Raw genomic sequence first — 26,176 nt, forward strand, 5'->3', positions numbered from 1 at the left:
GCACCATAGGACGGCGTACGGGGGCTCGGCTAGAGGTTGTTACCAACGAGTATCGGTCAAAGTTACCGCCGGTACGATCAGGTCGGCCGGCGCGGCCCCCTCGGACCTCCTCGACGGCGCCGGCCCACCCGCCTCACTCGCCCATGCCGACGAAGGGGAAGTCGAAGCCCGTCAGCCAGTGCCGTCCGGTCTCCCGGGCCCGCCGCCAGGAGGCCTCCACCGGCGCCTGATTGCGCGGCTGCCCGAGGTCGTCCGGGGTGGGCCCGATACGGCGCGCGACCGGCGTGAGCTTCTGCTTGTCGAAGCCGAAGGCCTCGGCGGCGGACTCGCCCAGCAGCCGGCGGGTCTCCCCCACCGGGATGTCGTGGAAGGCCCTGCGCAGCCACTCCCGCGTGTGCGGCCAGGTGCCCTCGGGGTGCGGGAAGCCGGAGCCCCAGAGGATGTTGTCCACGCCGATCTCGTAGCGCCGCGCCAGCTCGTGCCGGGAGGGCGCGGTGGCGCAGACGAAGACCTGGCGGTCGAGGTACTCGTGCGGGGAGCGCTTCAGGGCGGCGAACGGCGAGAGCTTCCGGCCGCCGTGCGCGCCCACGTAGAGCCGGTCCATGTGCCACAGCAGGTCCGGCAGCCACCAGCAGCCCGCCCCCACGACTCCGAAGCGCAGCCCCGGGTGGCGCTCGAAGGCACCGGACCACATCAGGAACCACAGCGGACGGGCCGGCCACCATGCCGCTTCGGAGAGCTGGATGCCGAGGTGGCCGCCGTGCTCCGGGCGGGACGCGGCGTCCGCACGGGTGAGGACGGGCAGCGCGGTCTCGGCGGCGGCCGCCCACACCGGGTCGTACCGGCGGTCGTGGTAGGGCGCCCCGTCGCCCCACGAGGCGGGGATCAGCAGCGCGCCGAGGCCCGACTCCGCGGCCCGGTGGATCTCGTCGACCACCGCGTCCGGGTCGGCGGCGGCCGGGAGCACGGCGACGCCGCGGTGCCGCTCGGGATCGGTGGCGCAGAACTCCGCGAGCCAGCGGTTGTAGGCGCGGGCGCCCGCCATGACCGTCTCCGGGTCCTGCCCGGCGGCCGGGGCCAGGCCCGCCCCGAAGGGTGGCGCGGTACCGGCGTCCGCGGTGTCCGCGTCGGGGAACACGACCTCGCCGGCCACCCCGTCGCCGTCCAGCTCCTTGACGCGCTGCACGGCGTCCCAGCCGCCGCGCAGGCCCTCCTCGTTGTCCTCGTACCACTTCATGGCGGACGTGCCGTTCCGGGCACCGCACCGGTCGGCCCCGGCGCGCCGGGCGTCCCGCTGCCCGAGGTGTTCGTCGAATGCCCGGTGGTGAGCGGCTTCCAGGTAGGGCCGGTACTGCTCGGCAGGCAGCCCGGCGTGGCAGGCGGCGGAGATGATCAGGTACGGGTCGGTCGGGTCCGTCATCGCGGCTCCTCGGTCGGTCCGGAAGGAAACGTTCGAGGTGGTCCCGCACGCGCGTGTCGCGTGCATGTCGTGCCCGTGCTGCATCAGGGTTACAGCGCTCCACCGCAAGGGGTAAAGAGACGTGCACGGGTCGCGGCACCGTGGCGCGATCCGTACCACCGGCCATACCCCGGCCCGGCACCCGGATCCCGCCAACGGGCCGTGTGGAAGCGGATGTTCGGGCCCGCCTGCCGGCGCACCCCTGAAAGGCGCACGTCACGGACGGGGCGAGGGCGGGCGCACCGTACCGCCGGGCTCCGCAGGACCTACGCAGCACAGGGGACCTGACGCCCTTTCGGGGGCCGCCCGCGCAGGGGGCGCACGATGTCCGAAACGTCCCCAAGCGCGAATCTGCGCGCCCCCGCAGGGCGGCGCTGTCAGTCCCGGCCCGTATCCTCATGGACCATGCTCGAAGACCGCACGGCAGCCGACCGCCCGCTCTCCCCGGAGATCGTGCGGCAGCCGGCCCCGCAGGAGGAACAGGCCGCCTGGCCCACCGCGTACCCCGAGGGGTATGCGGTGGTCGACGTCGAGACCACCGGCCTGGCCCGCGACGACCGGATCATCTCTGCCGCCGTGTATCAACTGGACGCCCGTGGCGAGGTCCAGGACCGCTGGTACACCCTCGTCAATCCCGAGCGCGACCCCGGCCCGGTCTGGATCCACGGCCTGACGAGCGACGTGCTGGAGAGCGCCCCGCTCTTCCCGGAGATCGTCCCCGAGCTGTCCCGGCGCCTGGAGAACCGCGTCCTCGTCGCGCACAACGCGATGTTCGACTGGTCGATGATCGCCCGCGAGTACGCCCGCGCGAAGGCCCAGGCGCCGGTGCGCCAGCGGCTGTGCACGATCGCGCTCGCCAAGGAGCTGCGGCTGCCGCTCCCCAACCACAAGCTGGAGTCCCTCGCGGCGCACTACGGCGTCGTGCAGGAGCACGCGCACCACGCCCTGGACGACGCCCGGGTGCTCGCCGAGGCGTTCCGCCCCAGCCTCCTGCTGGCCGCCCGGGAGAACCTCCGGCTGCCGCTGCTCACCTGCCAGCCGCTGACCGAGTGGTCCGACGCGCCGCGCCCGCCCGCGCAGCGCTCCGGTTACGGCGGGGGGTACCGCCCGACGACCTGGCGCCCCTCCCGCAAGCGCCCGGCCTGCCCGTATCCGAACCCCGGGCGGTACGAACCGGCCGGGCGGCTGAAGCAGGGCATGCGGGTCGCCTTCTCCGGCGACACCTCCGTGGACCGCGAGCTGCTGGAGGACCGCGCCATCGAGGCCGGACTGCACGTCGCGACCAGCGTCTCCCGGCTGACCAGCCTGCTGGTCACCAACGACCCGGACTCCCCCACGTCCAAGACCGCCAAGGCCCGCTCCTTCGGCACCCCGGTCATCGACGAGGCCGCCTTCATGCAACTCCTCCAGGACGTACAGCCCGCGGATTAGGGGCGCGGGGAACCGCGCGAGCAACCCCCACGGCGGGGAGGCCGACCGACGACCGAGCCCCCACGGCGCGCAGCCGGGCCCCACCCACCGTCCGGGTGAAGCCGCACAACACGCCCCCGCCCGGGCCGGGCCCGCCGGAAACCCGCGCCCATCCTGGGCGCATGGCACGTTGCGAGGTCTGCGGAAACGACTACGGCATGACGTTCGAGGTGCACGCGCAGGGCGCGGTGCACGTCTTCGACTGCTTCTCCTGCGCCATCCACCGCATGGCGCCCATCTGCGAGCACTGCCGGTGCCAGGTCATCGGCCACGGCGTCGAGGCCGACGGCCACTGGTACTGCTGCGCCCACTGCGCCCGCGCGGAGGGGAAGGTGGGCATCGTCGACCGGGTCTGACGACCGGGACGCCGGGCTCCCGGCGGCCCACGGCGGGACCCTGCCGTCGTGGGCGGAATCGTGACAGGTACCGTCAATACCGTGTACCGCTTCCTGTTGTCCCGGCAGTGGGTGATCCTCACCCTCATCGCCCTCGTCCTGATCCCTGTGATGATCGAGCTGGGCTTCTGGCAGCTGCACCGCCACGAGCACAAGGTCGCGCAGAACGCCCAGATCGCCAGGGCGCTGAACGCGAAGCCGGTACCGGTCACCGACCTCGCGAAGCCGGGGCGCGACCTGCCGGAGGCGGACCGCTGGCACCCGGTGAAGGCCACGGGCCGGTACGACACCGAGGGCGAGGTGGTGGTGCGCAACCGCACCGCCGCCGACGAGCAGAGCATCGGCTACTACGTCCTCACCCCGCTGCGGCTGACCGGCGGGGGCACCGTCCTGGTCAACCGCGGCTGGATCGCACCCAGCGGCGGCGCGCTCACCACCTTCCCCGACGTGCCGCCGGCGCCGAAGGGCACGGTCACCGTCACCGGCCGGGCGATCCCCGACGAGACCACCGCCGAGAGCGGCATCAAGAACACCAAGGGCCTGCCCGACCGCCAGGTCATGCTGATCAACAGCAAGCAGGCGGCCGAGCGGCTGCACCGCCCCGTGCTCGGCGGCTACCTCGAACAGACCGCCCCCGAGCCCAAGGGCGGCAAGCCCGAGCTGGTCCCCGAGCCGGACCACGACAGCATCGGCCCGCACATGGCGTACGCCGTTCAGTGGTGGCTCTTCGCCGCCGCGGTACCGGTCGGCTGGGTGATCCTCGTACGCCGCGAGCGCCGGGACCGCGCCGCTGCCGCCGCCACCGCCGACGACACCTCCGCACCGGCGGAGCCCGAGCGGGCGCAGGAAACGGCCGGGTCCGCCGCGGCGGACTAGCCGGCCACCGGGCCCTGCCGGGGGCCGCGCGCCGGCCGGCGGCCGGTGCACCGGGCAGCGCCTACTGCATAGCCCCCGCCCGCTCCGGGCAGTCGTGACAGCGTGCACCCACCTATCGAGGACTACGCGCTCATCGGAGACCTGCAGACCGCCGGGCTCGTCGGTCGCGACGGCTCCATCGACTGGCTGTGCCTGCCCCGCTTCGACTCGGCGGCCTGCTTCGCCGCGCTGCTGGGCAACCGGGACAACGGCCACTGGCGGCTCGCGCCCGCCGATCACGAGGCCCGTGCGGAGCGCTCGTACCGGGGCGACTCGCTCGTGCTGGACACCGAGTGGACCACCGGTACCGGCCGCGTCCGGGTCACCGACTTCATGCCGCAGCGGGACCGCGCGCCCGACGTCGTCCGCATCGTCGAGGGCCTGGAGGGCAGCGTCGAGATGCGGGGCGTGCTGCGGCTGCGCTTCGACTACGGACGCGTCGTCCCCTGGGTGCGGCACGTCGAGGACTGCCGGGTGGCCGTCGCCGGGCCCGACTCCGTCTGGCTGCACGCCGAGCCGGAGGTGACGACGTACGGCCAGGGCTTCAGCACCCGCTCGGACTTCACCGTCGAGGCCGGCGAGAAGGTCGCGTTCATCCTCACCTGGCACCCCTCGCACCAGCCCTGCCCCCGCCGCATCGACCCGTACGACGCGCTCCAGTGCACGCTGGACGACTGGAAGCAGTGGGCGGCGCACTGCACGTACGAGGGGCCGCACCGGGACGCCGTCATCCGCTCCCTGATCACGCTGAAGGCGCTGATCTACGCGCCCACCGGCGGCATCGTCGCGGCGCCCACCACCTCCCTGCCCGAGGAGATCGGCGGCGTCCGCAACTGGGACTACCGCTACTGCTGGCTGCGCGACGCCACCCTCACCCTCAACGCCCTGCTCTCCGCCGGGTACACCGAGGAGGCATCCGCCTGGCGCGACTGGCTGCTGCGCGCGGTGGCCGGCTCCCCCGCCGACCTGCAGATCATGTACGGCCTGGCGGGCGAGCGGCGGCTGCCGGAGGCGGAGCTGCCCTGGCTGGAGGGGTACTCCGGCTCCGTGCCCGTACGCATCGGCAACGCCGCCGTCGACCAGCTCCAGCTCGACGTCTACGGCGAGGTCCTGGACTCCCTGTTCCTCGCCCGCAACGCGGGCCTAGAGGACAAGCCGCACGCCTGGAACATCCAGCGCGCCCTGCTCGCCTTCCTCCAGAAGAACTGGCGGGAGCCGGACGAGGGCCTGTGGGAGGTACGCGGCCCGCGCCGGCACTTCGTGCACTCCAAGGTCATGGCCTGGGCCGCCGCCGACCGCGCCATCCGCACCGCCGAGACACACCCCCGCCTGAAGGCGGACCTGGACGCGTGGCGCGAGATGCGGGACGAGGTGCACCGGGAGGTGTGCGAGAAGGGGTACGACCCGGAGCGCGGCACGTTCACCCAGTACTACGGCTCCGAGGAGCTGGACGCCGCGACGCTCCTCATCCCGCGCGTCGGCTTCCTGCCGGGCGACGACCCGCGCGTCGTCGGCACGGTCGACGCGATCCGCCGGGAACTCACGCTCCCCCACAGCCCTGAAGGCATGGGAGGTGCCCCCACCGGCCTCGTGCGCCGCTACAGCGCCCAGCACACCGACGGCGAGCACGCGACCGACGGGCTGCCGGGCGAGGAGGGCGCCTTCCTGGTGTGCTCCTTCTGGCTCGCCGACGCGCTGTATCTCACCGGGCGGCAGAAGGAGGCCCGCGAGCTCTTCGACCGGCTGCTGGACCTCCGTACCGACCTCGGGCTGCTGGCCGAGGAGTACGACCCGGTCAGCGGCTGCCAGCTCGGCAACTTCCCGCAGGCGTTCAGCCATGTCGGCCTGATCGGTACCGCCTTCACCATGGCGGGCAGGCCCAAGGCAGACTGACCCCATGGATCTTGGACTCACCGACCGGACGTACATCGTCACCGGAGCCACCCGCGGCCTGGGTCACGCGACCGCCACTGCGCTCGTCGCCGACGGCGCCAACGTCGTGATCACCGGCCGTACGGACGAGGCCGCCGCCGCGGCCGCGGAGAAGCTGGGACCGCGCGCCCTGGGCGTCGGCGCGGACAACGCCGACCCGGCGGCCGCGCAGCGCCTGGTGGACGCGGCCCGCGACCGCTTCGGCGGCCTGGACGGCATCCTCATCAGCGTCGGCGGCCCGCCGCCCGGCAGCGGCGCCACGGGTGACTCGGCCAACACCGACGAGCAGTGGCAGGCCGCCTTCGAATCCGTCTTCCTGGGCGCGGTCCGGCTGGCCCGTACGGCAGCCGGGGCGCTCGGCGAGGGCGGCGTGATCGGCTTCGTCCTCTCCGGCTCCGTGCACGAGCCGATCCCCGGCCTCACCATCTCCAACGGCCTCCGGCCCGGCCTGGCCGGCTTCGCCAAGTCGCTCTCCGTGGAACTGGGCCCGAAGGGCATCCGGGTCGTCGGCGTGCTGCCCGGCCGCATCGCGACCGACCGCATGACGCAGCTGGACGAGCTGTCGGGCGACGCGGAGGCCTCGCGGACCCGCAACTCCGCCACGATTCCGCTGCGCCGCTACGGCACCCCGGAGGAGTTCGGCCGCACCGCGGCCTTCCTGCTCTCCCCGGCGGCGTCCTACGTCACCGGCGTCATGGTGCCCGTCGACGGCGGCGCGCGGCACGGCTTCTGACGGGCCCCGCCCGCAGGTCCCGTGCCGTGCGCCCGGGAGTGCCGCCGGCCTGCGGCACTCCCCGCCGGACGCTCAGGTGACCCGTTCGGCGCGGTGCCGCACGGCGCGCAGCCGTACCTCGGCCGGGAGTTCCGCCAGGCCGGTCGCCTCGCGGGCCCCGGCCACCGCCCGGGTGCCGAGCAGGTGCACGGCGCCGGCCGGGTCCGCGTGCGGCTCCAGCAGCAGGCGGACCCGTACGTGCGGCTCGCGGCGCCGGCCGGTCAGGCGGACGACGGCGCGGTGCACCCCGTCCGCGCTCTCCGCCTCGGCGGCGAGGACGTCCTCCAGGGCGCGCCCGCGCAGCAGCGCCCCCTCGCCGTCCCCGGTGTCGACGAGGACCTCCCGCAGCCGGCGGTTGCGGAACTGGACCAGCAGCCACCACAGGGCCAGCAGCACCAGGACGGCCAGCGCGGCGAGCACGGCCGGCCACCACCAGCCCTCACCCGTCCAGCGGGTCCGGTCCGCCGTCCGGAGCAGGACGTCGCGGGGCGCGTCCCACGGCCACCCGTCCGGCAGCCCCGCGTGCCACTTCTCCGGCAGCGCGAGGCCGGCGAAGAGCACCGTCCCGCCGGTCCCCAGCAGCACCAGTCCGGTCAGCCCGAGCAGCACCCGGTTGACGGTCCGCCGTACTTGACGCATCGCCACCGCTCACCTCTTCCCGGCACGGCGTACGTGGACGGACATGCCCGGCGGGCGGGCGAGGCCGAGCCGCTCCAGGCCCTCGGCGAGCGCGGCGTCCACGTCGCCGCGCACCTCGTCCAGCTCACGGAAGTGCGCGACCGCGCGGGCCGTGACCTTGCGCCGGGACATCGAGATGCGTACGGCCTGTACGCCCGGCACCTCCATCACCCGGTCGCGCAGCACCAGCGCGGCGGCCGAGCGGTCCAGGCCCGCCCGGACCGCGGGCGTCGCGGGCCGCATCGGCAGGATGCCGCGCAGTCCGGGCGTCACCGCGAGCACGAGCAGCCAGAGCCCCAGGGCCATGGCGAGCGCCGCGGCGGCCAGCACCCAGGTGTTCTCCAGCGGGCGGCTTGCCAGCTCGTCGGCCAGCCGCCGGCGCCAGGCCATCGCGGGCTGTCCGGACCGTACGGCGGCCACGTCGTAGAGGAACAGCGCGGCCACGGCGAGCACCACCAGCGCCACCAGTCCGGCCGGCAGCCGCCGGGCCGACCAGAAGCGCCCCGCCCGGCCGCCGGCGGAGGTGTACGCGGCGGCGGAGGCCGACTGTTCGGGGCCGTCGGGGCCCCGCTCCGTCTTCTCCAGCGTCGGGAGACGTCGCGTCGTGTCCGGTTCGCTCATGTCCCGCGTCCCGTCGCCCGGGTCACCGTACGTGTCATCGCACTCTCCCCTGCCCGGCCCGCTTCAGATGCGGCGAGTGCAGGCGGGTCACCTGGATCGCCACCTCGGGCACCGTCATGCCCGCCAACGCCCATACCCGTTCGGTCACCCGCCGACGCACGGCGCCGCACTGCGCGCCGATGTCGCCGGGGTAGCCGAGCTCGACGGTGACCCGTACCCGGGCCTCGCCGAAGGTGTCCTGGGTGTTGTGCCGCCGTACGACGACGGTGGCGTCGGCGTCACCGGGACGGACGTCACGCGAACGGGGGCCGCGGGCGGCCGGCCCGTCCCCGGGGGCCGCGTCGCCGGGCGCCCGGTCGTCGCGCGCCGGGGCGGTACCGGCGTCCGCGGCGTCGCGGTCCGGCGCGCCGGGAGACGTACGGCCGGCGGCGTGCGCGCCGCTGCCGTTCGCCGCCGCGCCTTCCGGGCCGCGCCGCAGCGCCTCCCGTGCGGCCTGCGCCGCGATCTTGGCGACCACCCGGTCGGCGATCCGCGTCGCGCCCCGCTGCCCCGCCTCGACGGCGGGCTCCGGAAGCTGTCCGGCCACGCCTCACCGCCGCCGGGCGTCGCGGTCACGGCCTCCCGGCCGCCGGAAGAACTCACCGGGCTCCAGGTCGCCGTCCAGGAACCGGCCGGCCACGAACCCGACCGCTCCCAGCGCCGCCACCAGCAAGAAGGCCCCGAATCCGCCGAAGTACCCGGCGAAGCCCAGTGCCATGCCGGCCAACAGACCGGCCACGGCCATGCTCATCGTGCACTCCCTCGCTGCCACCCCGGGCGGGATGGCGGACCTGCCGGAACAGTGCCGGAACCCGGCCGCCGGCATCCGTAGCGTCCGGCCGGCCGGGCCGCCCGAACGGCTCGAACCGCTATTGGAGCCGGGACTCCGTCTCGTCTTCCTCTTCCTCGTCCGGCAGCTTCACGTCGCTGACCGCGATGTTGACCTCGACGACCTCCAGGCCCGTCATCCGCTCGACCGCCGAGATGACGTTCTCCCGTACCGCCCTGGCCACCTCGCCGATCGCCACGCCGTACTCGACGACGATCTCCAGGTCCAGAGCCGTCTGGACCTCGCCCACCTCGGCCTTCACGCCGCGCGTGACGGACCGGCCGCCGGGCACCCGGTCGCGTACCGCGCCGAAGGTGCGGGACAGGCCGCTGCCCATCGCGTGGACGCCCAGGACGTCCCGGGCGGCCATGCCGGCGATCTTCTCGACGACGCCGTCCGCGATGGTCGTGCGTCCCCGGGTCGCCGGGTCACCGCCGCCGCGCTCGGAGCCGAGGGTCTTCCGGGCGGCGCCCTCGCCTTGCGGCCGGCCGCCCTGTGCGGTGTCGCTCATCGCATCGTCCCTTTCCTCGATGAGGAGCGGGCACACCTGGTATGCGCTCCGTGGCCCACATTAGGCGCGGTCGGCACGGACCGCCGCCGGGATGCCATCGGGATACGCCGACTGGACGGGGCGGGGGCGGAAGAACGGCGCGGAGCAGTCGCACATGTGCCCGGGGCGCGCATCGGCACGCCCCGGGCACATGGAGGTACGCGTGGGTTACTCGCCCGCGCCGGCGAGATCGCGCAGCCGGCGGCCCTGCGCCGCCCGCTCCGCCGCGCGCTGCTCGTCGAGCGTGCGCGCTGCGGCCCCGGCCAGCAGGGCCTTGGTCTCGATGACGGCGTCCCGGGGCGCGGCTGTGAGCGCGGCGGCGAGGTCGGCGACGGCACCGTCGAGCTGGTCGCCGGGCACCACGAGGTTGGCGAGGCCGGTGCGCTCGGCCTCCTCGGCGTGGACGTACCGCCCGGTGGCGCAGATCTCCAGGGCACGGGCGTAGCCCACCAGATGGACGAGCGGCTTGGTGCCGGTCAGGTCCGGCACCAGGCCCAGGCTCGTCTCACGCATCGCGAACTGCACGTCCTCCGCGACCACCCGCAGGTCGCAGGCGAGCGCGAGCTGGAAGCCGGCACCGATGGCATGGCCCTGTACGGCCGCGATGGAGACGATGTCGTTCCGCCGCCACCACGTGAACGCCTCTTGGTACTCGGCGATCAGCGCGTCCATGTCGTGCTCCGGGCCGCGCCCCATGTCCAGGAAGGACGGCTCGCCCGGGAAGCCCTCGGGAGTGAAGGCCTGCCGGTCCAGGCCGGCGGAGAAGGACTTGCCCTCCCCGCGCAGCACGACGACCCGCACGCTCCCCGGCAGCTGCTGCCCCGCCTCGGCCAGGGCCCGCCACAGGGCGGGCGACTGGGCGTTGCGCTTCGCGGGGTTGGTCAGGGTCACCGTGGCGACGGCGTCGTCAACGGTGAGCCGGACACCGTCCTTGTCGAGCAGGGTCATCGAGCGCCTCCGAGTCTTCAACGGTCACTGCACAGCAACCGCTAAGTTAACTGAACAGTAACCACCCGGTCGATCGCTTCTTCGACCGGGTGGCACCGTCGGCTCTTCGGAGTCGCGGGCCGCCTCGGTTCAGGCCGAGGCGGCCTTCTTGCCCCTCGTTGCCCCGCCACGACCGCGCAGGACCACACCGGATTCGCTGAGCATCCGGTGCACGAATCCGTAGGAGCGGCCGGTTTCCTCGGCCAGCGCCCGGATGCTCGCTCCGGAGTCGTACTTCTTCTTCAGGTCAGCCGCGAGCTTCTCGCGCGCGGCGCCGGTCACCCGGCTGCCCTTCTTCAGAGTCTCGGCCACCCGTGCCTCCTCATGGGAAGTGCGCTCTGGACTCTCATGATCACCCCTCCCGCCCGTCCTGGCCACCCATTCGGCAAGGTCCGTAGGACAACGTTTGGCGCGCGGGACGGCGCACAGCCGCTCGGAATGAATGATTCCAAGGGCCTTACTGAGCAGCCTCGACCGAGCGGCGCGAAGAAGGGCCAGGTCAGGGGGTGCGGGGCGGAACAAGAGCACTCGCGCGGTCGTCCGCGGCCCCCCGCACGGCGTGGCGCGCCGGGTACGAGCCGTTCTCACTCAGATGATGGATCACCCGTCGGCCGAATGATCCATACCGCGTTGATCAAGATGCCCTACGGCCCGTGCCGCGCGGTGCCGGGCCCCGCGCGGGGGCCGCGGCGGGACCTCAGGCGAGCGCCACCAGATCCGCGTAGTCCGGGCCCCAGAGGTCCTCCACGCCGTCCGGCAGCAGGATGATCCGCTCCGGCTCCAGCGCGTCCACCGCGCCCTCGTCGTGGGTCACCAGGACCACCGCACCCTCGTACGTGCGCAGCGCCCCGAGGATCTCCTCGCGGCTGGCCGGGTCGAGGTTGTTGGTGGGCTCGTCCAGGAGGAGGACGTTGGCGGAGGAGACGACCAGGGTCGCGAGGGCGAGCCGGGTCTTCTCGCCACCGGAGAGCACGCCGGCCGGCTTGTCCACGTCGTCGCCGGAGAACAGGAAGGAGCCCAGGGTCTTGCGGATCTCCACGAGGTCCAGGTCCGGGGCCGACGAGCGCATGTTCTCCAGGACCGTGCGGTCCGGGTCGAGCGTCTCGTGCTCCTGCGCGTAATAGCCGAGCTTGAGGCCGTGGCCGGGGGTGACCTGGCCGGTGTCGGGCTTCTCCGCGCCGGCCAGCAGCCGCAGCAGGGTCGTCTTGCCGGCACCGTTCAGGCCCAGGATGACCACCCGGGAGCCCTTGTCGATGGCCAGGTCGACGTCGGTGAAGATCTCCAGCGAGCCGTACGACTTGGACAGGCCCTCCGCCGTGAGCGGGGTCTTGCCGCACGGTGCGGGCTTCGGGAAGCGCAGCTTGGCGACCTTGTCGGACTGCCGCACCTCGTCCAGGCCGGCCAGCAGCTTCTCGGCGCGCCTGGCCATGTTCTGCGCGGCGACGGTCTTGGTCGCCTTGGCGCGCATCTTGTCCGCCTGGGTGTTCAGCGCGGCGGCCTTCTTCTCGGCGTTGGCGCGCTCGCGCTTGCGGCGCTTCTCGTCGGCCTCGCGCTGCTGCTGGTACAGCTTCCAGCCCATGTTGTAGATGTCGATGTGCGACCGGTTGGCGTCCAGGTAGAACACCTTGTTGACCACGGTCTCGACGAGGTCCACGTCGTGGGAGATGACGATGAAGCCGCCGCGGTAGGTCTTGAGGTAGTCCCGCAGCCAGAGGATCGAGTCGGCGTCGAGGTGGTTGGTCGGCTCGTCCAGGAGGAGCGTGTCGGAGTCCGAGAAGAGGATCCGGGCCAGCTCGACGCGGCGGCGCTGACCACCGGAGAGGGTGTGCAGCGGCTGGCCGAGGACGCGGTCGGGCAGGCCGAGGCTGGCGCAGATGGTCGCGGCCTCCGCCTCGGCGGCGTACCCGCCCTTGGTCAGGAACTCGGTCTCCAGGCGCTCGTACTTCTTCATCGCGCGCTCGCGGGTGGCGCCCTTGCCGTTGGCCATCCGGTCCTCGTTCTCGCGCATCTTGCGCAGGACCTCGTCCAGGCCGCGGGCGGAGAGCACGCGGTCGCGGGCCAGCACCTCCAGGTCGCCGGTGCGCGGGTCCTGCGGAAGGTAGCCGACCTCGCCGGACCGGGTGACCGTGCCCGACGCGGGGATGCCCTCGCCCGCCAGCACCTTGGTGAGGGTGGTCTTGCCCGCGCCGTTGCGGCCGACCAGGCCGATGCGGTCGCCCTTGGCGATACGGAACGAGGCGGACTCGATGAGGACTCGGGCGCCGGCGCGCAGCTCGAGACCGGAGGCGGTGATCACGGGAAAGACTCCAGGGCAGGGTGGACGGCGGAACGGACGGGCGGAAGAAGCCGCAACGCGGCGCGCTCCGCGGGGAGCGCGGACGGGCCGGCGCCGTCTAATGCACAAGGAGAATTGCCATAGGGCCAGTCTAACGGTGGTGTGCAAGCAGATTTCCCCGCCGTCACCGGCGCCGCGGCGCAGTGCGCACGGCGCCCTCGGGGCAGGGGGTACTCCCAGGTCACATGGCGTTGTCGGACCCCACTGGCAGACTGATGTGAGTCAGGCCACACCGGCTCGCGAAGGGACCGAGACCATGTCCGCCACCCCGTCCCCCTCGATCTGTCCGACCCTGCTCTACCGCGATCCCAAGGCCGCGATCGAGCTCCTGACGGCCGCCTTCGGCTTCACCCGCGGCGCGCTGTACGAGGACGAGTCCGGCACCGTGCTGCACGCCGAACTGTCCTACGGCAACGGCACGGTCATGCTCGGCGCGAAGGGCCGCGGCGGCGTCTTCGCCGAGGCCATGGGTGACGCCGGGCCGACCGGGGTCTACGTCGCCGTGGCCGACGTCGACGCTCATCACCGGCGGGCCGCGGCGGCCGGCGCGGAGATCCTCGTGCCGCCCACCGACCAGGACTACGGCTCACGCGACTACATGGCGCGGGACGAGGAGGGCAACATCTGGAGCTTCGGCACGTACGCCCCGACGACCACGGAGGCCGACGGCACGGGCGCCTGAGCCGCGCCCGCCCGGCGCGGAGCCGGGGAGCGCGGCCGGTCGGCCGTCCGGGCCGGCGGTCAGGCGCCGCCGGTGTGGACCTGGAACGCCGCGCGGCGGACGGCCTTGGCGAGCGCCGGGTCCGGATGCGCCGCGGCCAGCGCCACGAGGACCTGGACGGTGCGCGGGTGCCCGACGGCGCGCACCTCCTCCAGGAGGCGCGGCACGGAGCCCTGCACGGCGGAGTCCAGGTGGCGTACGAGCAGCCGGCTCTCGCCGTGGTCGGCGACGGCGGCCGCGGTGTCCACCCAGAGCCAGGTGGACTCCTCACGGGTGAGCACGTCCGGCGCGGTCTCGGGGTCGCCCCCTTCGTGCTCCACCAGCCACAGCAGGGCGTAGGGGCGCAGCGCCGCCTCGGAGGCGGCGGCCCGTACGGCGGGCTCGGCCGGCGCGCCGACCGTGCGCAGCGCTTCGAAGGCGAGCCCGCGCAGCAGGGCGTCCTCGCCGCGGGCGACCGCCAGCAGCTCCTCGACCGCGCTGCCGGCGGAGCGCGCGGCCAGCCATGCCCGGTACTCCGCCCGGGCGGGGCCGGGGGTCAGCCGCGCGCAGCCGCGCAGCATCGCCTCGGCGGACTGCTCGATGTTGCCGGCGGGGCTCTGCGCGGCCACGCAGATCTGCTCCAGCTTGACCCAGACCGCCCAGCTGCCGAGCGGGGTGAGCCGGGCCTGCCGCTCACCGGCCGGTTCGCCGCCGCGCAGCAGTGCGGCGGCGTCCGCGGCACCGCGCGTACGGGTGCCGCCGCCCGGTACGACCAGCGCGCCGACCGCGGCCAGCGCCTCCAGCGCCCAGTCCAGCAGGGACGCGGACGACGCCCCCGCGCCGTCGCCGGCGTCGGCCGTGCCGTCCGGGCCGCCGGGAGCCGGCCGGCCGTGCGCCCGGTCAGTGGTCTGGCCACCGGCATCCGGGGCGGCGCCGCCCTCGGCCGCGGGGGCGGGGGTGCCGTCCTCGGCCGCCGCGATCGAGGCGTCGGCCCCGTCCGCCCCGCCGGGCTCAGCGTCCTGTCCGGACGCCGGGACCGGTACCGGGCCCGTCGTGGCGCCTGGACCCTCCGCCGACGGCTCGCTGCGGACCGCGCGCTCGTACGGCACCTCGCAGCGCTCCGTGCGGAGTTCGGCGATCCGCTGGTCGAGGAGCTCCAGGAGGTCGGCCACCTCGACCGGGCCCGCCGAGAGATAGAGCAGCGACAGCACCTGCGGCAGCGCCTCGATCACCTCGGCGACCGCCCCGGGGCCGACGTCCGCGGGCGCGGGGAGCGCCAGCGACCAGGCGTCGAAGAGCGCGACCCAGCCGCGCAGCGCGGCGGAGTCGTCCCGGTCCCAGGCGCGCAGCCGCCAGCCGGGGCGGGCCACGCCCCCGTGCAGTTCGATGAGGCCGGCGAGCCGGGCCCGGTCCCAGTCGGCCCGGACCTGCTGCGGCGTCAGTTCCAGTGCCGCGGCTGCCTGCTCGGCCGCGGCATCCGGCAGCGAGCCGTCGGCGGCGGCGCGCGCGCCGGTGCCCTCGCCCCGCTCGCGGGCGGCCCAGCGGGCCACCCGGACGGCGCCCGCCAGCGCGCCGCGTGCCATCCGGGCCAGCTCAGCGGGCGGCGGAGTGCCCTCGGGCGGCCGTGGCGCGGGCCTGGTGGTCCGCGTGCTCACCGCACGGCGGGCGGCGGCGATCGGTTGTCTGGGGACGAGGCGGAGCCGGGAGTCGCGCGGAGTACGGGACGTCACAGGAGCAGTCTTGCTCTTGTGGGCCCGAAAACCCAATCGGAAGTCCGCTTGCGTTCTCCGGAAGGGCTCTTCGTGCCCGATCCGCCCGCGATCGCCCCCTTCCCCGCGGCACCCCGTGCCACACCCCCGGCCCTCCGTGCCACGCCCCTGCACACACCGGGGAGACGCTCACCGGCGCCGCGCCGACGGCATCTGCCCCATTTACCTCAACAGCTTCAAAAAGGGGCCTACATCAACGGCGTCAGGAACCGGCGGAGCGTCTCTTCGTACTCCTCGGGCCCGGCGTTCCACATGGCGCCGTGCGGGGCGTCCCTGACGGTGTGCAGGCTGACCAGGTCCGGCCGGGCGGCCGCCAGGCGGCGGGAGGCGGACCACGGCGCGACGGTGTCGCCGGGGCCGTGGAGGATCAGCGTGGGGACGGAGAGCAGCGCCGGGTCGCACGCCTCGGCCAGCCGGTCGGAGTGCAGGCCCGTACTGCCCTCCGCGGCCCGTACCGCCAGCGGCAGCAGCGGACGCGGCACCCGCCGGGCCGCCGCCAGCGCCCGTACCGTCGCGCGCCAGTCCAGTACCGGCGAGTCCAGCACCAGTCCGGCGATCCGGTCCCGCAGCGCGGAGTGCGCCGCGGCATGCAGCGCCATCGCCGCGCCGGTGGACCAGCCGTGCAGGATCACCCGGCGCGCCCCGTACCGGAGGGCGTACCGGATCACCGCGTCCACGTCGCGCCACTCGGCGTCCCCGAGATGGGCCTTGCCGTCGGCGGTGCGCGGTGCGCCCTGGTCGTTGCGGTAGGCCGGGGCGAGCACCGGGAAGCGGTGGCGGTGCAGGAACGGCATGACGACCATCGGGTGCTCCCGGGTCGTGCCGAGGCCGTGCACCGTGATGACCCAGGTCTCCCGCTCGCCCGGCAGGAACCACGTGGGCAGCGCGCCCAGTTCGCCGGGCACGTCGACGTCGGCGCACTCCAGGCCGAGCGCGTCGGAGGGGTTGCCGAGGTACACCTGCGGGGTGAGCCACACGTGTGTGCCGCGCCCGAGGGTGCCGTGGGTGACCCGCTCCAGGCGCCGGACGACGGTGTCCGCCGCGTGCGGCGCGTCGTCGAGCACCGGGCCGACGACGGCGTGGCAGCCTCGGCCCGTCAGCCCGTACCGGCCCGGCCGCAGCGCGGACAGGCTGCGGGTGAGGGTGATCCGGTCGGCGGTGGTGGCGTGCACCGTGAGCCGCCCGTCGCCCGGCAACGGCCGGTCGGGGGCGGGCCGCAGGGCGACGTCGCTGGCGTACCGGCCGGCCGCGAGCGCGGCCGCACCGGTACCGATCACAGTGGTGACGGCCGCTGCCGCCGCGGTACCCAGGCGCACCCTCCCCAGTCTGGGGAGCGCCGCGGCCCGTGGCCAGTGGGCCCGCGCGCCCGAGTGACGGAACGGGTCGGCAGTGATCAGAGGGGCGGCGTGCCGTCGCGCGGGTCAGCTCCGCTGTCCGTACCCCCGCAGCCGTTCGGCCACCTCGGCCAGCTGGCCGTCGGAGAGCAGGGACGGCGTGCGCCCGGGGACGGAGGCGGCGGTGAGCCAGAGCCGGCACATCCATTCCAGCTGCGCCGTGCGGTCGTACGCCTGGTCGAGGGTGTCGCCGTAGGTGAGCGTCCCGTGGTTCTGCAGCAGCACGCCCGTGCGGTCGCGCAGCGCGTGCAGCATGTTGTCGGCCAACTCCTGGCTGCCGTACGTCGCGTAGGGGGCGACCCGGACGGTACCCCCGAGGGCCGCGGTCATGTAGTGCACCGGCGGGAGTTCCGGGACCAGTGTGGACACCGCGGTGGCGTGCACCGCGTGGGTGTGGACGACAGCGGAGGCGCCGGTGTGGCGGTACACCGCGAGGTGCATCGGCAGCTCGCTCGTCGGCCTCAGCTCACCGGCCACCTGCCGCCCGTCCGCCGGGTCCACCGCCACCAGGTCGCCCGGGCCCAGCCGGTCGTACGGGACGCCGCTTGGCGTGACGAGCACGAGCCCGCCGGCGCGCACCGACACATTGCCCGACGTGCCGACCACCAGTCCGTCCGTCACCGTGCGCCGCGCGGCGGCCACCAGCGCCGCCCACGCCTCCGCCACCTCTTCCGCCGGTCCCGGCCCGCGATCCGTCATACCGCCCCACTCCCTCCTGGAATCCCCCGCGCTGCGGACGGTACCGGGGGTACCCCGCGCAGCCGGCGCACTGTAAGGCGGACCATTCCCCTTCGGTATCCCGCAAAGCGGAGCATTTCGGCTTTGGCCAGTGATTGGCCGGAGCTGATCCGGCATCTCGGGATCTTCCCCTAGCCTCAGGATGATTTGTCATGCACGTCGCCATCCGGGGGGAATCATGGCTCGTGACCGCAAAACGACCTCCAATACCCGTACCAGCGACCCGGCACCCAGCGACCCGACACCCAGCGACCCGACACCCGGCGCGCCGCGCCGGCGGCGCCGTCCGGCCTCCGTCGCCGCCGCAACGGCCCTCGCGCTGGCCACGCTGGCCGGCACGGCGCTGACCGGGCTCGCCACCGCGAGCCCCGCTGCGGCGGCCGGCGTGCCGCACGGCCACGACGTCTCCTCGCACCAGAAGAAGGTCGACTGGAACAAGGCCCGCGCGAAGGGCGCGCGCTTCGTCTACGTCAAGGCCAGCGAGTCGACCGACTACACCAATCCCTACTTCGGCCAGCAGTACGACGGCGCCCGCGGGGCCGGCCTGCTGCGCGGCGCGTACCACTTCGCGGTGCCCAACCAGTCCTCCGGCGCGGCCCAGGCCCGGTACTTCCTGCGCAACGGCGGCGGCTGGACGGCGGACGGCTGGACGCTGCCGCCGGCCCTGGACATCGAGCACAACCCGTACAGCAAGAAGCACAAGTGCTACGGCGTGAGCAAGAAGAGGATGGTCGCCTGGATCTGGGACTTCAGCGACGAGATCAAGCGGCAGACCGGGCGCCGGCCGGTGATCTACACGACCACCCGCTGGTGGAACACCTGCACCGGCGGCAGCGGCGCCTTCGCGCAGAGCCATCCGCTGTGGCTGGCATCCTGGCACGGCAAGCCCGGGAAGCTGCCGACAGGGTGGTCCTTCCTGAGCATCTGGCAGTACTCGAACAAGGGCGCGCTGCCGGGCGATCAGAACGCCTGGAACGGCTCCTACGGACAGCTCCGCAGGTTCGCCGGCGGCTAGACCGGAGCGGCGCCACAAGCACCTCAAGGGCACCGCGGAATGAACCACAAGTGACGGGTGAGACGCCTCCGCACGAAAACGGCGGGGGCGTCACCACCAGGCCCGTTGTCGTTCATCTTCCGTTCACCCACTCTCCGTACGGTCGCTCGCGTCACTGACCATCGAACTGATTGCCTGGGTGAATGGAACACATCACGCTTCTCATCGGGATCGTGATCGTCACGGCCTTGGTGTTCGACTTCACGAACGGCTTCCACGACACGGCCAACGCCATGGCCACCACCATCTCCACCGGGGCGCTGAAGCCCAAGACCGCGGTGGCGATGTCGGCGGTACTGAATCTCGTCGGCGCGTTCCTCTCCGTGGAGGTCGCCAAGACCATTTCCGGCGGAATCATCGACGAAGGCGCCGGCATCAGACCAGAGGTGATCTTCGCCGGCCTCGTCGGTGCCATCGTCTGGAACCTCCTGACCTGGCTCGCCGGTCTCCCCTCCAGCTCCTCGCACGCCCTCTTCGGCGGCCTGATCGGCGCGACCCTGGTGTCCGTCGGCATGAGCGGGGTCAACGGGGACGCCGTCGTGATGAAGGTCCTCATCCCGGCCGTGGCCGCGCCGATCGTCGCGGGTCTCGCCGCGACCTTCGCCACCCGGCTCACCTACCGGCTGGCCCGCAACCGCGCCGAGCAGGACACCGCGAAGGGCTACCGCGCCGGGCAGATCGCCTCGGCCGCTCTGGTCTCCCTCGCCCACGGCACCAACGACGCCCAGAAGACGATGGGCGTCATCACCCTCGCGCTGATCACCGGCGGCGCGCTCGCCCCGCAGGCCGACCCGCCGATGTGGGTCATCGCCTCGGCCGGCCTCGCCATCGCCCTCGGCACGTACCTGGGCGGCTGGCGGATCATCCGCACGATGGGCAAGGGCATCACCGACATCCAGCCGCCGCAGGGCTTCGCCGCCCAGACCGGCGCCGCCGTCACGATCCTGGCCTCCTCGCACCTCGGCTTCGCGCTCTCCACCACCCAGGTCTGCTCCGGGTCGGTCATGGGCTCGGGCCTGGGCAAGAAGGGCGGCGTGGTGCGCTGGTCGACCGCGGGCCGCATGGTGATCGCCTGGGGTCTGACCCTGCCGGCCGCCGGTCTGGTCGCCGCGGGCGCCGCCTTCCTGGCGGGCCAGGGCACCTGGGGCGTCACCACCGTCGCCGTGCTGGGCCTCGCGATCTGCGGTGCCATCTGGGCCGCCTCGCGCCGCAAGCCGGTGGACCACAGCAACGTCAACGACGTGGACCCCGTCGAGTCCGCAGCGCCGGCCGGTGTCGTCACCACCGCGCTCCAGTCGGTCTCCCCGCCGCCCGCGGGCGCGACCACGGCCGGAGCCGGCACCATCGACGGCATCCCGGCGCAGTCCGCCAAGCGCTCCCCCGCCACCACAGCCGTCCGCTGACCGCGGCCGCTCGCGTTAAGGAAACGACGCCATGAACATCGACTGGGCTGCGCTCGGCCAGGTCTTCGGCACCACGCTCGTGGTGACCGTCGGCATGGTGGGCCTGTTCACCCTGGGCATCGTGGGGACGTCCCGCAAGACCGCGCAGGAGGGCGAGGCGGGCACCACCGCGGTCGCCGCCGGCGGCTCCTCGGCCGTCGCCCGCGCCGGCGGGTACGCCTGCTTCGCGCTCTGCCTCGCGGCCGTCGGCTACGGCATCTTCTTGATCGTCGCCGGCTGACCCCGCACCGCACCCGAAGGCGCCCGGCGCCGCGTACTCCGCGGCCGCCGGGCGCCTTTGCGCGTCCCCGGCCTGTGGTGTCGGCCACACGGTCTGCCATACGCCTGCGTCGCAGGTCAAGGGTGAGTTGACGGCATTCGCGGCACGTGGTGGACTGCCCGGTGCCATTCGGCGACAGATGAGGAAGTCCGGTGAGAATCCGGCGCGGTCCCGCCACTGTCACCGGGGAGCGCTCCTCCAGAAGAAGCCACGGCCCGCCACAGGCACGGGCTGGAAGGCCGGGGGAAGCGTCGATCCGGGAGCCAGGAGACTCTCGTCGCCGGTCACGTCGAACCAGGGCGCGGACCCTGAGTGAGGACACACGCCATGCCGGGCTCCGAGCCGAGACCCCTGCCCTCCGCCGTACGCCCGGCACGCGACCGCGGCCGGCCGTTCCGCCGAGGCACGACGGCGGGCTGATCCGACGATGCGTGCCGAACACGCCACCTATGCGTGCGGCGCGGCTCTGGGCTTTCTCGGCGACCTGGCCGTGGGCGATCCCCGCCGCGGTCACCCGGTGGCCGCCTTCGGGCGGGCAGCGGCCGCCGTGGAGCGCGGGCTGTGGCGCGACCACCGCGGATACGGCGCGGCGCACACCGCGCTGTGCGCCGGTGGAGCTGCCCTGGGCGCCGCCCTGCTCTCCCGTTCCGTACGCCGCTGCGCTCCCGCCCGCGTCGCGCTGACCGCCGCCGCCACCTGGGCCGTGCTGGGCGGTACGACGCTGGGCCGCGAGGCGCGCGCCATCGGCGGCGCGCTGGAGGCCGGCGACCTCGACGTGGCACGCGAGCGGCTGCCGCACCTGTGCGGCCGCGACCCGCAGGCGCTGGACGGGCCGCAGATGGCCCGCGCCGTCGTGGAGTCCGTCGCCGAGAACACCTCCGACGCGGTCGTGGGCGCGCTGGTCTGGGGCGCCGTCGGCGGCGTGCCGGGCCTGGTCGCCTTCCGCGCGGTGAACACGCTGGACGCGATGGTGGGGCACAAGTCCGACCGCTACCGCCGGTACGGCTGGGCCTCGGCCCGGCTGGACGACGTGGCGGGCTGGCCCGGGGCGCGGCTGACCGCCCTGCTGGCCACCGTCGCCGGGCCCGATCCGCGCGGCGCGTGGCGCGCCTGGCGGGCCGACGGCAAGCGGCACCCGAGCCCGAACGCGGGCCCGGTGGAGGCCTCGTTCGCGGGCGCGCTCGGTGTACGGCTGGGCGGCACGCTCGCGTACGCGGGGCGGGTCGAGCACCGACCGGTGCTCAACGACGGTGCCCGCGCGGTCGAGGGGGTCGACATCGCGCGTGCGGTGCGCCTCTCGCGCCGGGTGAGCGCGCTGGCGCTGGCGACGACGGTCGGGGCGCGGATCGCCGTGGGCGCGGTGCGCGCGGCACGAAGGACGAGGAGGCCGCGGTGAGCGGAGCGCGGGAAAGGCTCGGCGGCGGACTGCTGGTCGCGGGGACGACGTCGGACGCGGGCAAGAGCGTGGTGACGGCGGGCATCTGCCGCTGGCTGGCGCGCAAGGGCGTCAAGGTGGCGCCCTTCAAGGCCCAGAACATGTCGCTCAATTCGTATGTGACGCGCGAGGGCGCGGAGATCGGGCGGGCGCAGGCCATGCAGGCCGCCGCGGCCCGCGTCGAGCCGACCGCGCTGATGAATCCGGTGCTGCTCAAGCCCGGCAGCGACCGCAGCAGCCAGGTCGTGCTGCTGGGCAAGCCGGTGGGCGAGCTGAGCGCCCGTGGGTACCACCAGGGACGGCAGGAGAAGCTGCTCGGCACGGTCACCGACTGCCTGACCGAGCTGCGCCGTACGCACGACGCGGTGATCTGCGAGGGCGCGGGCAGCCCGGCCGAGATCAACCTGCGCCGGACCGACATCGTGAACATGGGGCTCGCGCGCGCCGCGGGCCTTCCCGTGGTCGTCGTCGGCGACATCGACCGCGGCGGGGTCTTCGCGTCCTTCTTCGGCACCACCGCGCTGCTCTCCGAGGCCGATCAGGCGCACCTCGCCGGGTACATGGTGAACAAGTTCCGCGGCGACGTGACGCTGCTGGAGCCGGGGCTGGACATGCTCAAGCAGCTGAGCGGCCGGCCGACGCTGGGCGTGCTGCCCTTCCGGCACGGGCTCGGCATCGACGAGGAGGACGGCCTGCGGGTGTCGCTCCGCGGCGCGGTGCGCGAGAGCACCGTCGCGGCGCCGCACGGCGACGACATCCTGCGGGTCGCCGTCGCGGCCGTGCCGCTGATGTCCAACTTCACCGACGTGGACGCGCTCGCCGCCGAACCGGGCGTCGTGGTGCGCTTCGTGGACCGCCCCGAGGAGCTGGCCGACGCCGACCTCGTCGTGCTGCCCGGCACCCGCGGAACCGTACGGGCGCTCCAGTGGCTGCGCGAGCGCGGGCTCGCGGACGCCATCGCGCGCCGGGCCGCCGACGGCCGCCCGGTGCTGGGCATCTGCGGCGGCTTCCAGATGCTCGCCGAGCACATCGAGGACGAGGTGGAGTCGCGGGCCGGCGCGGTCGACGGGCTCGGACTGCTGCCCGTACGCGTGCGGTTCGCGGCGGAGAAGACCCTGGCCAGGCCGGAGGGCGAGGCGCTGGGCGAGCCGGTGGCGGGGTACGAGATCCACCACGGCGTCGCCGAGGTCCGCGCGGGCGACGAGCCCTTCCTGGACGGCTGCCGCGTCGGCTCCGTATGGGGCACGCACTGGCACGGCTCCCTGGAGAGCGACGGCTTCCGGCGCGCGTTCCTGCGCCGGGTGGCGGCGGACGCGGGGCGGGCGTTCGTGCCCGCGCCGGACACCTGCTTCGACGCGCTGCGCGAGGAACAGCTCGACGCGCTGGGCGACCTGATCGAGGAACACGCGGACACGGAGGCGCTGCTGCGCCTGATCGAGGACGGCGTGCCCGAAGGGCTGCCGTTCGTACCGCCGGGGGCGCCATGAGCCCCCCGGCGGAAGCCCCGCGGGTGCGGGGAGCACTTTTCCTCGTCCCGCCCGGGCGCGTCGAAAGGCGGACCATCCCCGTGCTTACGGGGACAAGGCCACAAGAATGCCTGGCAGCATGCGCAATTCGGTCAGCAGCCAACGCAAGCCACTCGAAGGAGTGATCAGCACGTGACCACCCCGTACCCGTTCACCGCGATCGTCGGCATGGACGACTTGCGGCTGGCGCTGCTGCTGAACGCCGTCTCACCGGCGGTGGGCGGCGTGCTCGTCCGCGGCGAGAAGGGCACCGCCAAGAGCACCGCCGTCAGAGCGGTCGCCTCCCTGCTGCCCGACGTCCCCGTCGTCCCCGGCTGCCGGTTCAGCTGCGACCCCGCGGCGCCGGACCCGCAGTGCCCCGACGGGCCGCACGACGCCGGCCCCGCCGAGTCCCGCGCGGCCCGCATGGTCGAGCTCCCCGTGGGCGCCTCGGAGGACCGTCTCGTGGGCGCCCTCGACATCGAGCGGGCGCTGTCGGAAGGCGTCAAGGCGTTCGAGCCCGGCCTGCTCGCCGACGCGCACCGCGGCATCCTCTACGTGGACGAGGTCAACCTCCTCCACGACCACCTGATCGACCTCCTCCTGGACGCCGCCGCCATGGGCTCCTCGTACGTGGAGCGCGAGGGCGTCTCCGTGCGGCACGCGGCGCGCTTCCTGCTGGTCGGCACGATGAACCCCGAAGAGGGTGAGCTGCGGCCGCAGTTGCTGGACCGCTTCGGCCTGACCGTGGAGGTCGCCGCCTCCCGCGAGCCCGACCAGCGGGTCGAGGTGGTCCGGCGGCGGCTGGCGTACGACGCCGACCCGGAGGGCTTCGCGGCGCGCTGGGCAGCGGAGGAAGATGCCCTGCGGGCACAGATTGCGGCGGCTCGCGTGCTGCTGCCTTCCGTACACCTCGGAGACTCCGCGCTGCGGCAGATTGCCGCGACCTGTGCGGCCTTCGAGGTGGATGGCATGCGTGCGGACATCGTGATGGCTCGTACGGCCACTGCACTGGCGGCCTGGGCCGGGCGCGACGAGGTCCAGGAGGAAGACGTCCGGCAGGCGGCGTTGCTCGCGCTTCCCCACCGCCGGAGGCGGGCCCCCTTCGACGCCCCCGGCCTCGACGAGGACAAGCTCGACCAGACCCTGGAGGAGTACGGCCCGCAGGACGACGAGGAGCCGGACCCCGAGCCGGAGGGCCCGGACGACGGTCCGGACGGGCCCGACGGCGGAGGCCCCGACGGGGGCGGCGGGCAGCCCCCGCAGGACGGCCCGGACGACGCGCCGCAGCCGTCGGGTGCGGACGCGGGCCCCGAGCAGCCGTCCGTACCGGACCAGCGCTCCGAGGGCGGCCGTGAGGAGCAGCCCGCGCAGCCTCAGGGCGAGGCGTCGCCGGAGCCCTCCGAGGGCGGCGCGGCTCCGGAGAAGCCCGCCGTCGGCGCGACCGAGCCGTTCAAGACCAAGCGGCTGGACGTGCCGGGGCTCGGCGAGGGCGCCGACGGCCGGCGCTCCCGGGCCCGTACCGCGCACGGCCGCACCACCGGTTCCCGCCGTCCGCGGGGCGCGCTGGGCAAGCTGCACCTGGCCGCGACCGTGCAGGCCGCTGCGCCGCACCAGAAGCGGCGCGGGCGCAGCGGTACCGGGCTCGTCGTCCGCCGGGACGATCTGCGGGAGGCGGTGCGCGAGGGCCGCGAGGGCAATCTCGTGCTGTTCGTCGTGGACGCCTCCGGTTCGATGGCCGCGCGGAAGCGGATGACGGCGGTCAAGGGCGCGGTGCTGTCGCTGCTGCTGGACGCGTACCAGCGGCGCGACAAGGTCGGCATGATCACCTTCCGGGGCTCGGACGCCGCGCTCGCGCTGCCGCCCACGTCCTCGGTCGAGGCGGGCGCCGCCCGGCTGGAGCAGCTGCCGACCGGCGGCCGGACGCCGCTGGCCGCGGGCCTGCTGAAGGCCCATGAGGTGCTGCGGGTGGAGCGCATGCGGGACGCCTCGCGCCGCCCGCTGGTGGTCGTGGTCACCGACGGCCGGGCGACCGGCGGCGTGGAGCCGCGGCCGCGCGCTTCGAAGGCCGCGCGGCTGCTGGCCTCCGAGGGCGTCGCCTCGGTGGTCGTGGACTGCGAGGCGGGCCCCGTCCGCCTCGGACTGGCCGGGGAGCTGGCCCGCGATCTGCAGGGCACCGCCGTCACCCTCGACGAACTGCGCGCGGACAGCGTCTCCGCGCTCGTACGCAACGTCACCGACACCACCCACCGGAGGGCCGCCTGATGCCGCAGGGACAGCCGACCGTCGTACCGAACGACGGCCTCACCACCCGTCAGCGCCGCAACCGCCCGCTCGTCTTCGTCCACACCGGCACCGGCAAGGGCAAGTCCACCGCCGCGTTCGGCCTCGCGCTGCGGGCCTGGAACCAGGGCTGGCCGGTCGGGGTGTTCCAGTTCGTGAAGTCCGCCAAGTGGAAGGTCGGCGAGGAGCGTGCGCTGCGCGTCCTCGGGGAGACCGGCGAGGGCGGCACGGTGGCCTGGCACAAGATGGGCGAGGGCTGGTCGTGGGTCCAGCGCGACATCGAGTCCAGCGAGGAGGCGGCCCGCGAGGGCTGGGAGCAGGTCAAGCGGGACCTGGCGGCCGAGACGTACCGGCTGTACGTGCTGGACGAGTTCGCGTACCCGATGCACTGGGGCTGGATCGACACCGACGAGGTGATCGAGGTGCTGCGGAACCGTCCCGGCACCCAGCACGTGGTGATCACCGGCCGGAACGCGCCGGAGAAGCTGGTGGACTTCGCCGACCTGGTCACCGACATGACCAAGGTGAAGCACCCGATGGACGCGGGCCAGAAGGGCCAGCGGGGCATTGAGTGGTGAGTACCCGGTGGTGACC

Annotated in this window: 25 protein-coding genes and 1 riboswitch; of the genes, 13 read left to right on the forward strand and 12 right to left on the reverse strand. The window is 74.0% G+C overall.

What is annotated here, in order from left to right:
* Positions 1–133: 133 nt before the first annotated feature.
* On the reverse strand, positions 134–1,420 hold the full coding sequence (locus ABZ840_RS16940; protein WP_361560054.1) for an amidohydrolase family protein: 1,287 nt from the start codon (positions 1,418–1,420) through the stop codon (positions 134–136).
* Positions 1,421–1,864: 444 nt separating this feature from the next.
* Between ABZ840_RS16940 and ABZ840_RS16945 the strand changes: the two genes are divergently transcribed.
* The 5 genes from ABZ840_RS16945 to ABZ840_RS16965 all read left to right on the forward strand — a co-directional run bounded on the left by ABZ840_RS16945 (position 1,865) and on the right by ABZ840_RS16965 (position 6,904).
* Positions 1,865–2,890 carry a DEDDh family exonuclease gene (locus tag ABZ840_RS16945; protein WP_361560057.1) on the forward strand — a complete coding sequence of 342 codons (1,026 nt, stop codon included), beginning with the start codon at positions 1,865–1,867 and terminating at the stop codon, positions 2,888–2,890.
* Between the two features lie 161 nt (positions 2,891–3,051).
* Positions 3,052–3,285 carry a hypothetical protein gene (locus ABZ840_RS16950; RefSeq protein ID WP_078649612.1) on the forward strand — a complete coding sequence of 78 codons (234 nt, stop codon included), beginning with the start codon at positions 3,052–3,054 and terminating at the stop codon, positions 3,283–3,285.
* Positions 3,286–3,366: 81 nt separating this feature from the next.
* Complete coding sequence (locus tag ABZ840_RS16955; RefSeq protein ID WP_361560885.1) at positions 3,367–4,200, forward strand: SURF1 family protein; 834 nt, start codon at positions 3,367–3,369, stop codon at positions 4,198–4,200.
* Positions 4,201–4,302: 102 nt separating this feature from the next.
* Positions 4,303–6,132 carry a glycoside hydrolase family 15 protein gene (locus ABZ840_RS16960; RefSeq protein WP_361560060.1) on the forward strand — a complete coding sequence of 610 codons (1,830 nt, stop codon included), beginning with the start codon at positions 4,303–4,305 and terminating at the stop codon, positions 6,130–6,132.
* 4 nt (positions 6,133–6,136) lie between these two features.
* On the forward strand, positions 6,137–6,904 hold the full coding sequence (locus ABZ840_RS16965; protein WP_361560063.1) for an SDR family oxidoreductase: 768 nt from the start codon (positions 6,137–6,139) through the stop codon (positions 6,902–6,904).
* Positions 6,905–6,976: 72 nt separating this feature from the next.
* On the opposite strand, the gene amaP is transcribed toward ABZ840_RS16965, so the two are convergent.
* The 8 genes from amaP to abc-f form a co-directional block, all read right to left on the reverse strand.
* Positions 6,977–7,582, reverse strand: coding sequence for an alkaline shock response membrane anchor protein AmaP (gene amaP, locus ABZ840_RS16970; protein ID WP_361560887.1), 606 nt, complete (start codon positions 7,580–7,582; stop codon positions 6,977–6,979).
* A 9-nt stretch (positions 7,583–7,591) separates the two neighbouring features.
* On the reverse strand, positions 7,592–8,242 hold the full coding sequence (locus ABZ840_RS16975) for a DUF6286 domain-containing protein (protein ID WP_361560066.1): 651 nt from the start codon (positions 8,240–8,242) through the stop codon (positions 7,592–7,594).
* Positions 8,243–8,276: 34 nt separating this feature from the next.
* Positions 8,277–8,828 carry an Asp23/Gls24 family envelope stress response protein gene (locus tag ABZ840_RS16980; RefSeq protein ID WP_361560069.1) on the reverse strand — a complete coding sequence of 184 codons (552 nt, stop codon included), beginning with the start codon at positions 8,826–8,828 and terminating at the stop codon, positions 8,277–8,279.
* A gap of 3 nt (positions 8,829–8,831) precedes the next feature.
* A complete protein-coding gene (locus ABZ840_RS16985) occupies positions 8,832–9,032 on the reverse strand; it encodes a hypothetical protein (protein ID WP_361560072.1) in 201 nt (66 codons plus the stop codon).
* A gap of 118 nt (positions 9,033–9,150) precedes the next feature.
* Positions 9,151–9,621 (reverse strand): Asp23/Gls24 family envelope stress response protein, encoded by a 471-nt coding sequence (locus tag ABZ840_RS16990; RefSeq protein WP_361560075.1) that lies wholly within the window; start codon positions 9,619–9,621, stop codon positions 9,151–9,153.
* Positions 9,622–9,828: 207 nt separating this feature from the next.
* On the reverse strand, positions 9,829–10,608 hold the full coding sequence (locus tag ABZ840_RS16995; protein ID WP_361560078.1) for an enoyl-CoA hydratase/isomerase family protein: 780 nt from the start codon (positions 10,606–10,608) through the stop codon (positions 9,829–9,831).
* A gap of 129 nt (positions 10,609–10,737) precedes the next feature.
* Positions 10,738–10,959 (reverse strand): helix-turn-helix domain-containing protein, encoded by a 222-nt coding sequence (locus ABZ840_RS17000; RefSeq protein ID WP_006606369.1) that lies wholly within the window; start codon positions 10,957–10,959, stop codon positions 10,738–10,740.
* A 385-nt stretch (positions 10,960–11,344) separates the two neighbouring features.
* Positions 11,345–12,943, reverse strand: a complete 1,599-nt coding sequence (abc-f, locus tag ABZ840_RS17005; protein ID WP_361560081.1) for a ribosomal protection-like ABC-F family protein — start codon at positions 12,941–12,943, stop codon at positions 11,345–11,347.
* Between the two features lie 295 nt (positions 12,944–13,238).
* Between abc-f and ABZ840_RS17010 the strand changes: the two genes are divergently transcribed.
* Positions 13,239–13,664 (forward strand): VOC family protein, encoded by a 426-nt coding sequence (locus ABZ840_RS17010; RefSeq protein ID WP_361560084.1) that lies wholly within the window; start codon positions 13,239–13,241, stop codon positions 13,662–13,664.
* 59 nt (positions 13,665–13,723) lie between these two features.
* Here ABZ840_RS17010 and ABZ840_RS17015 read toward each other — a convergent pair whose 3' ends face one another.
* From ABZ840_RS17015 to ABZ840_RS17025, 3 genes are all read right to left on the reverse strand, one after another.
* Complete coding sequence (locus ABZ840_RS17015; protein WP_361560087.1) at positions 13,724–15,412, reverse strand: hypothetical protein; 1,689 nt, start codon at positions 15,410–15,412, stop codon at positions 13,724–13,726.
* A 227-nt stretch (positions 15,413–15,639) separates the two neighbouring features.
* Positions 15,640–16,767 (reverse strand): alpha/beta hydrolase, encoded by a 1,128-nt coding sequence (locus ABZ840_RS17020; RefSeq protein WP_361560090.1) that lies wholly within the window; start codon positions 16,765–16,767, stop codon positions 15,640–15,642.
* 105 nt (positions 16,768–16,872) lie between these two features.
* Positions 16,873–17,544: a class II aldolase/adducin family protein gene (locus ABZ840_RS17025; protein ID WP_361560093.1), complete on the reverse strand. Its 672-nt coding sequence runs from the start codon at positions 17,542–17,544 to the stop codon at positions 16,873–16,875.
* A 217-nt stretch (positions 17,545–17,761) separates the two neighbouring features.
* On the opposite strand from ABZ840_RS17025, the gene ABZ840_RS17030 reads away from it, so the two are divergent.
* From ABZ840_RS17030 to cobO, 7 genes are all read left to right on the forward strand, one after another.
* Positions 17,762–18,598: a lysozyme gene (locus ABZ840_RS17030; protein ID WP_361560096.1), complete on the forward strand. Its 837-nt coding sequence runs from the start codon at positions 17,762–17,764 to the stop codon at positions 18,596–18,598.
* Between the two features lie 182 nt (positions 18,599–18,780).
* Entirely contained in the window at positions 18,781–20,040 is a 1,260-nt protein-coding gene (locus tag ABZ840_RS17035) for an inorganic phosphate transporter (protein WP_361560099.1), read from the forward strand.
* A gap of 31 nt (positions 20,041–20,071) precedes the next feature.
* Positions 20,072–20,320 (forward strand): hypothetical protein, encoded by a 249-nt coding sequence (locus ABZ840_RS17040; RefSeq protein ID WP_361560102.1) that lies wholly within the window; start codon positions 20,072–20,074, stop codon positions 20,318–20,320.
* Between the two features lie 178 nt (positions 20,321–20,498).
* A riboswitch (cobalamin riboswitch) is annotated at positions 20,499–20,633 on the forward strand.
* 153 nt (positions 20,634–20,786) lie between these two features.
* Positions 20,787–21,755 carry a cobalamin biosynthesis protein gene (locus ABZ840_RS17045; protein WP_361560105.1) on the forward strand — a complete coding sequence of 323 codons (969 nt, stop codon included), beginning with the start codon at positions 20,787–20,789 and terminating at the stop codon, positions 21,753–21,755.
* A complete protein-coding gene (locus ABZ840_RS17050) occupies positions 21,752–23,281 on the forward strand; it encodes a cobyric acid synthase (protein ID WP_361560108.1) in 1,530 nt (509 codons plus the stop codon). The genes ABZ840_RS17045 and ABZ840_RS17050 overlap by 4 nt, the downstream gene beginning before the upstream one ends.
* Positions 23,282–23,452: 171 nt before the next feature.
* Positions 23,453–25,564: a putative cobaltochelatase gene (locus tag ABZ840_RS17055; RefSeq protein ID WP_361560110.1), complete on the forward strand. Its 2,112-nt coding sequence runs from the start codon at positions 23,453–23,455 to the stop codon at positions 25,562–25,564.
* Positions 25,564–26,160: a cob(I)yrinic acid a,c-diamide adenosyltransferase gene (cobO, locus tag ABZ840_RS17060; protein WP_361560112.1), complete on the forward strand. Its 597-nt coding sequence runs from the start codon at positions 25,564–25,566 to the stop codon at positions 26,158–26,160. The genes ABZ840_RS17055 and cobO overlap by 1 nt, the downstream gene beginning before the upstream one ends.
* Positions 26,161–26,176: the final 16 nt, after the last annotated feature.

Origin of the sequence: Streptomyces sp. NPDC047117, from assembly GCF_040643545.1 — a bacterium.
Lineage (GTDB): Bacteria > Actinomycetota > Actinomycetes > Streptomycetales > Streptomycetaceae > Streptomyces.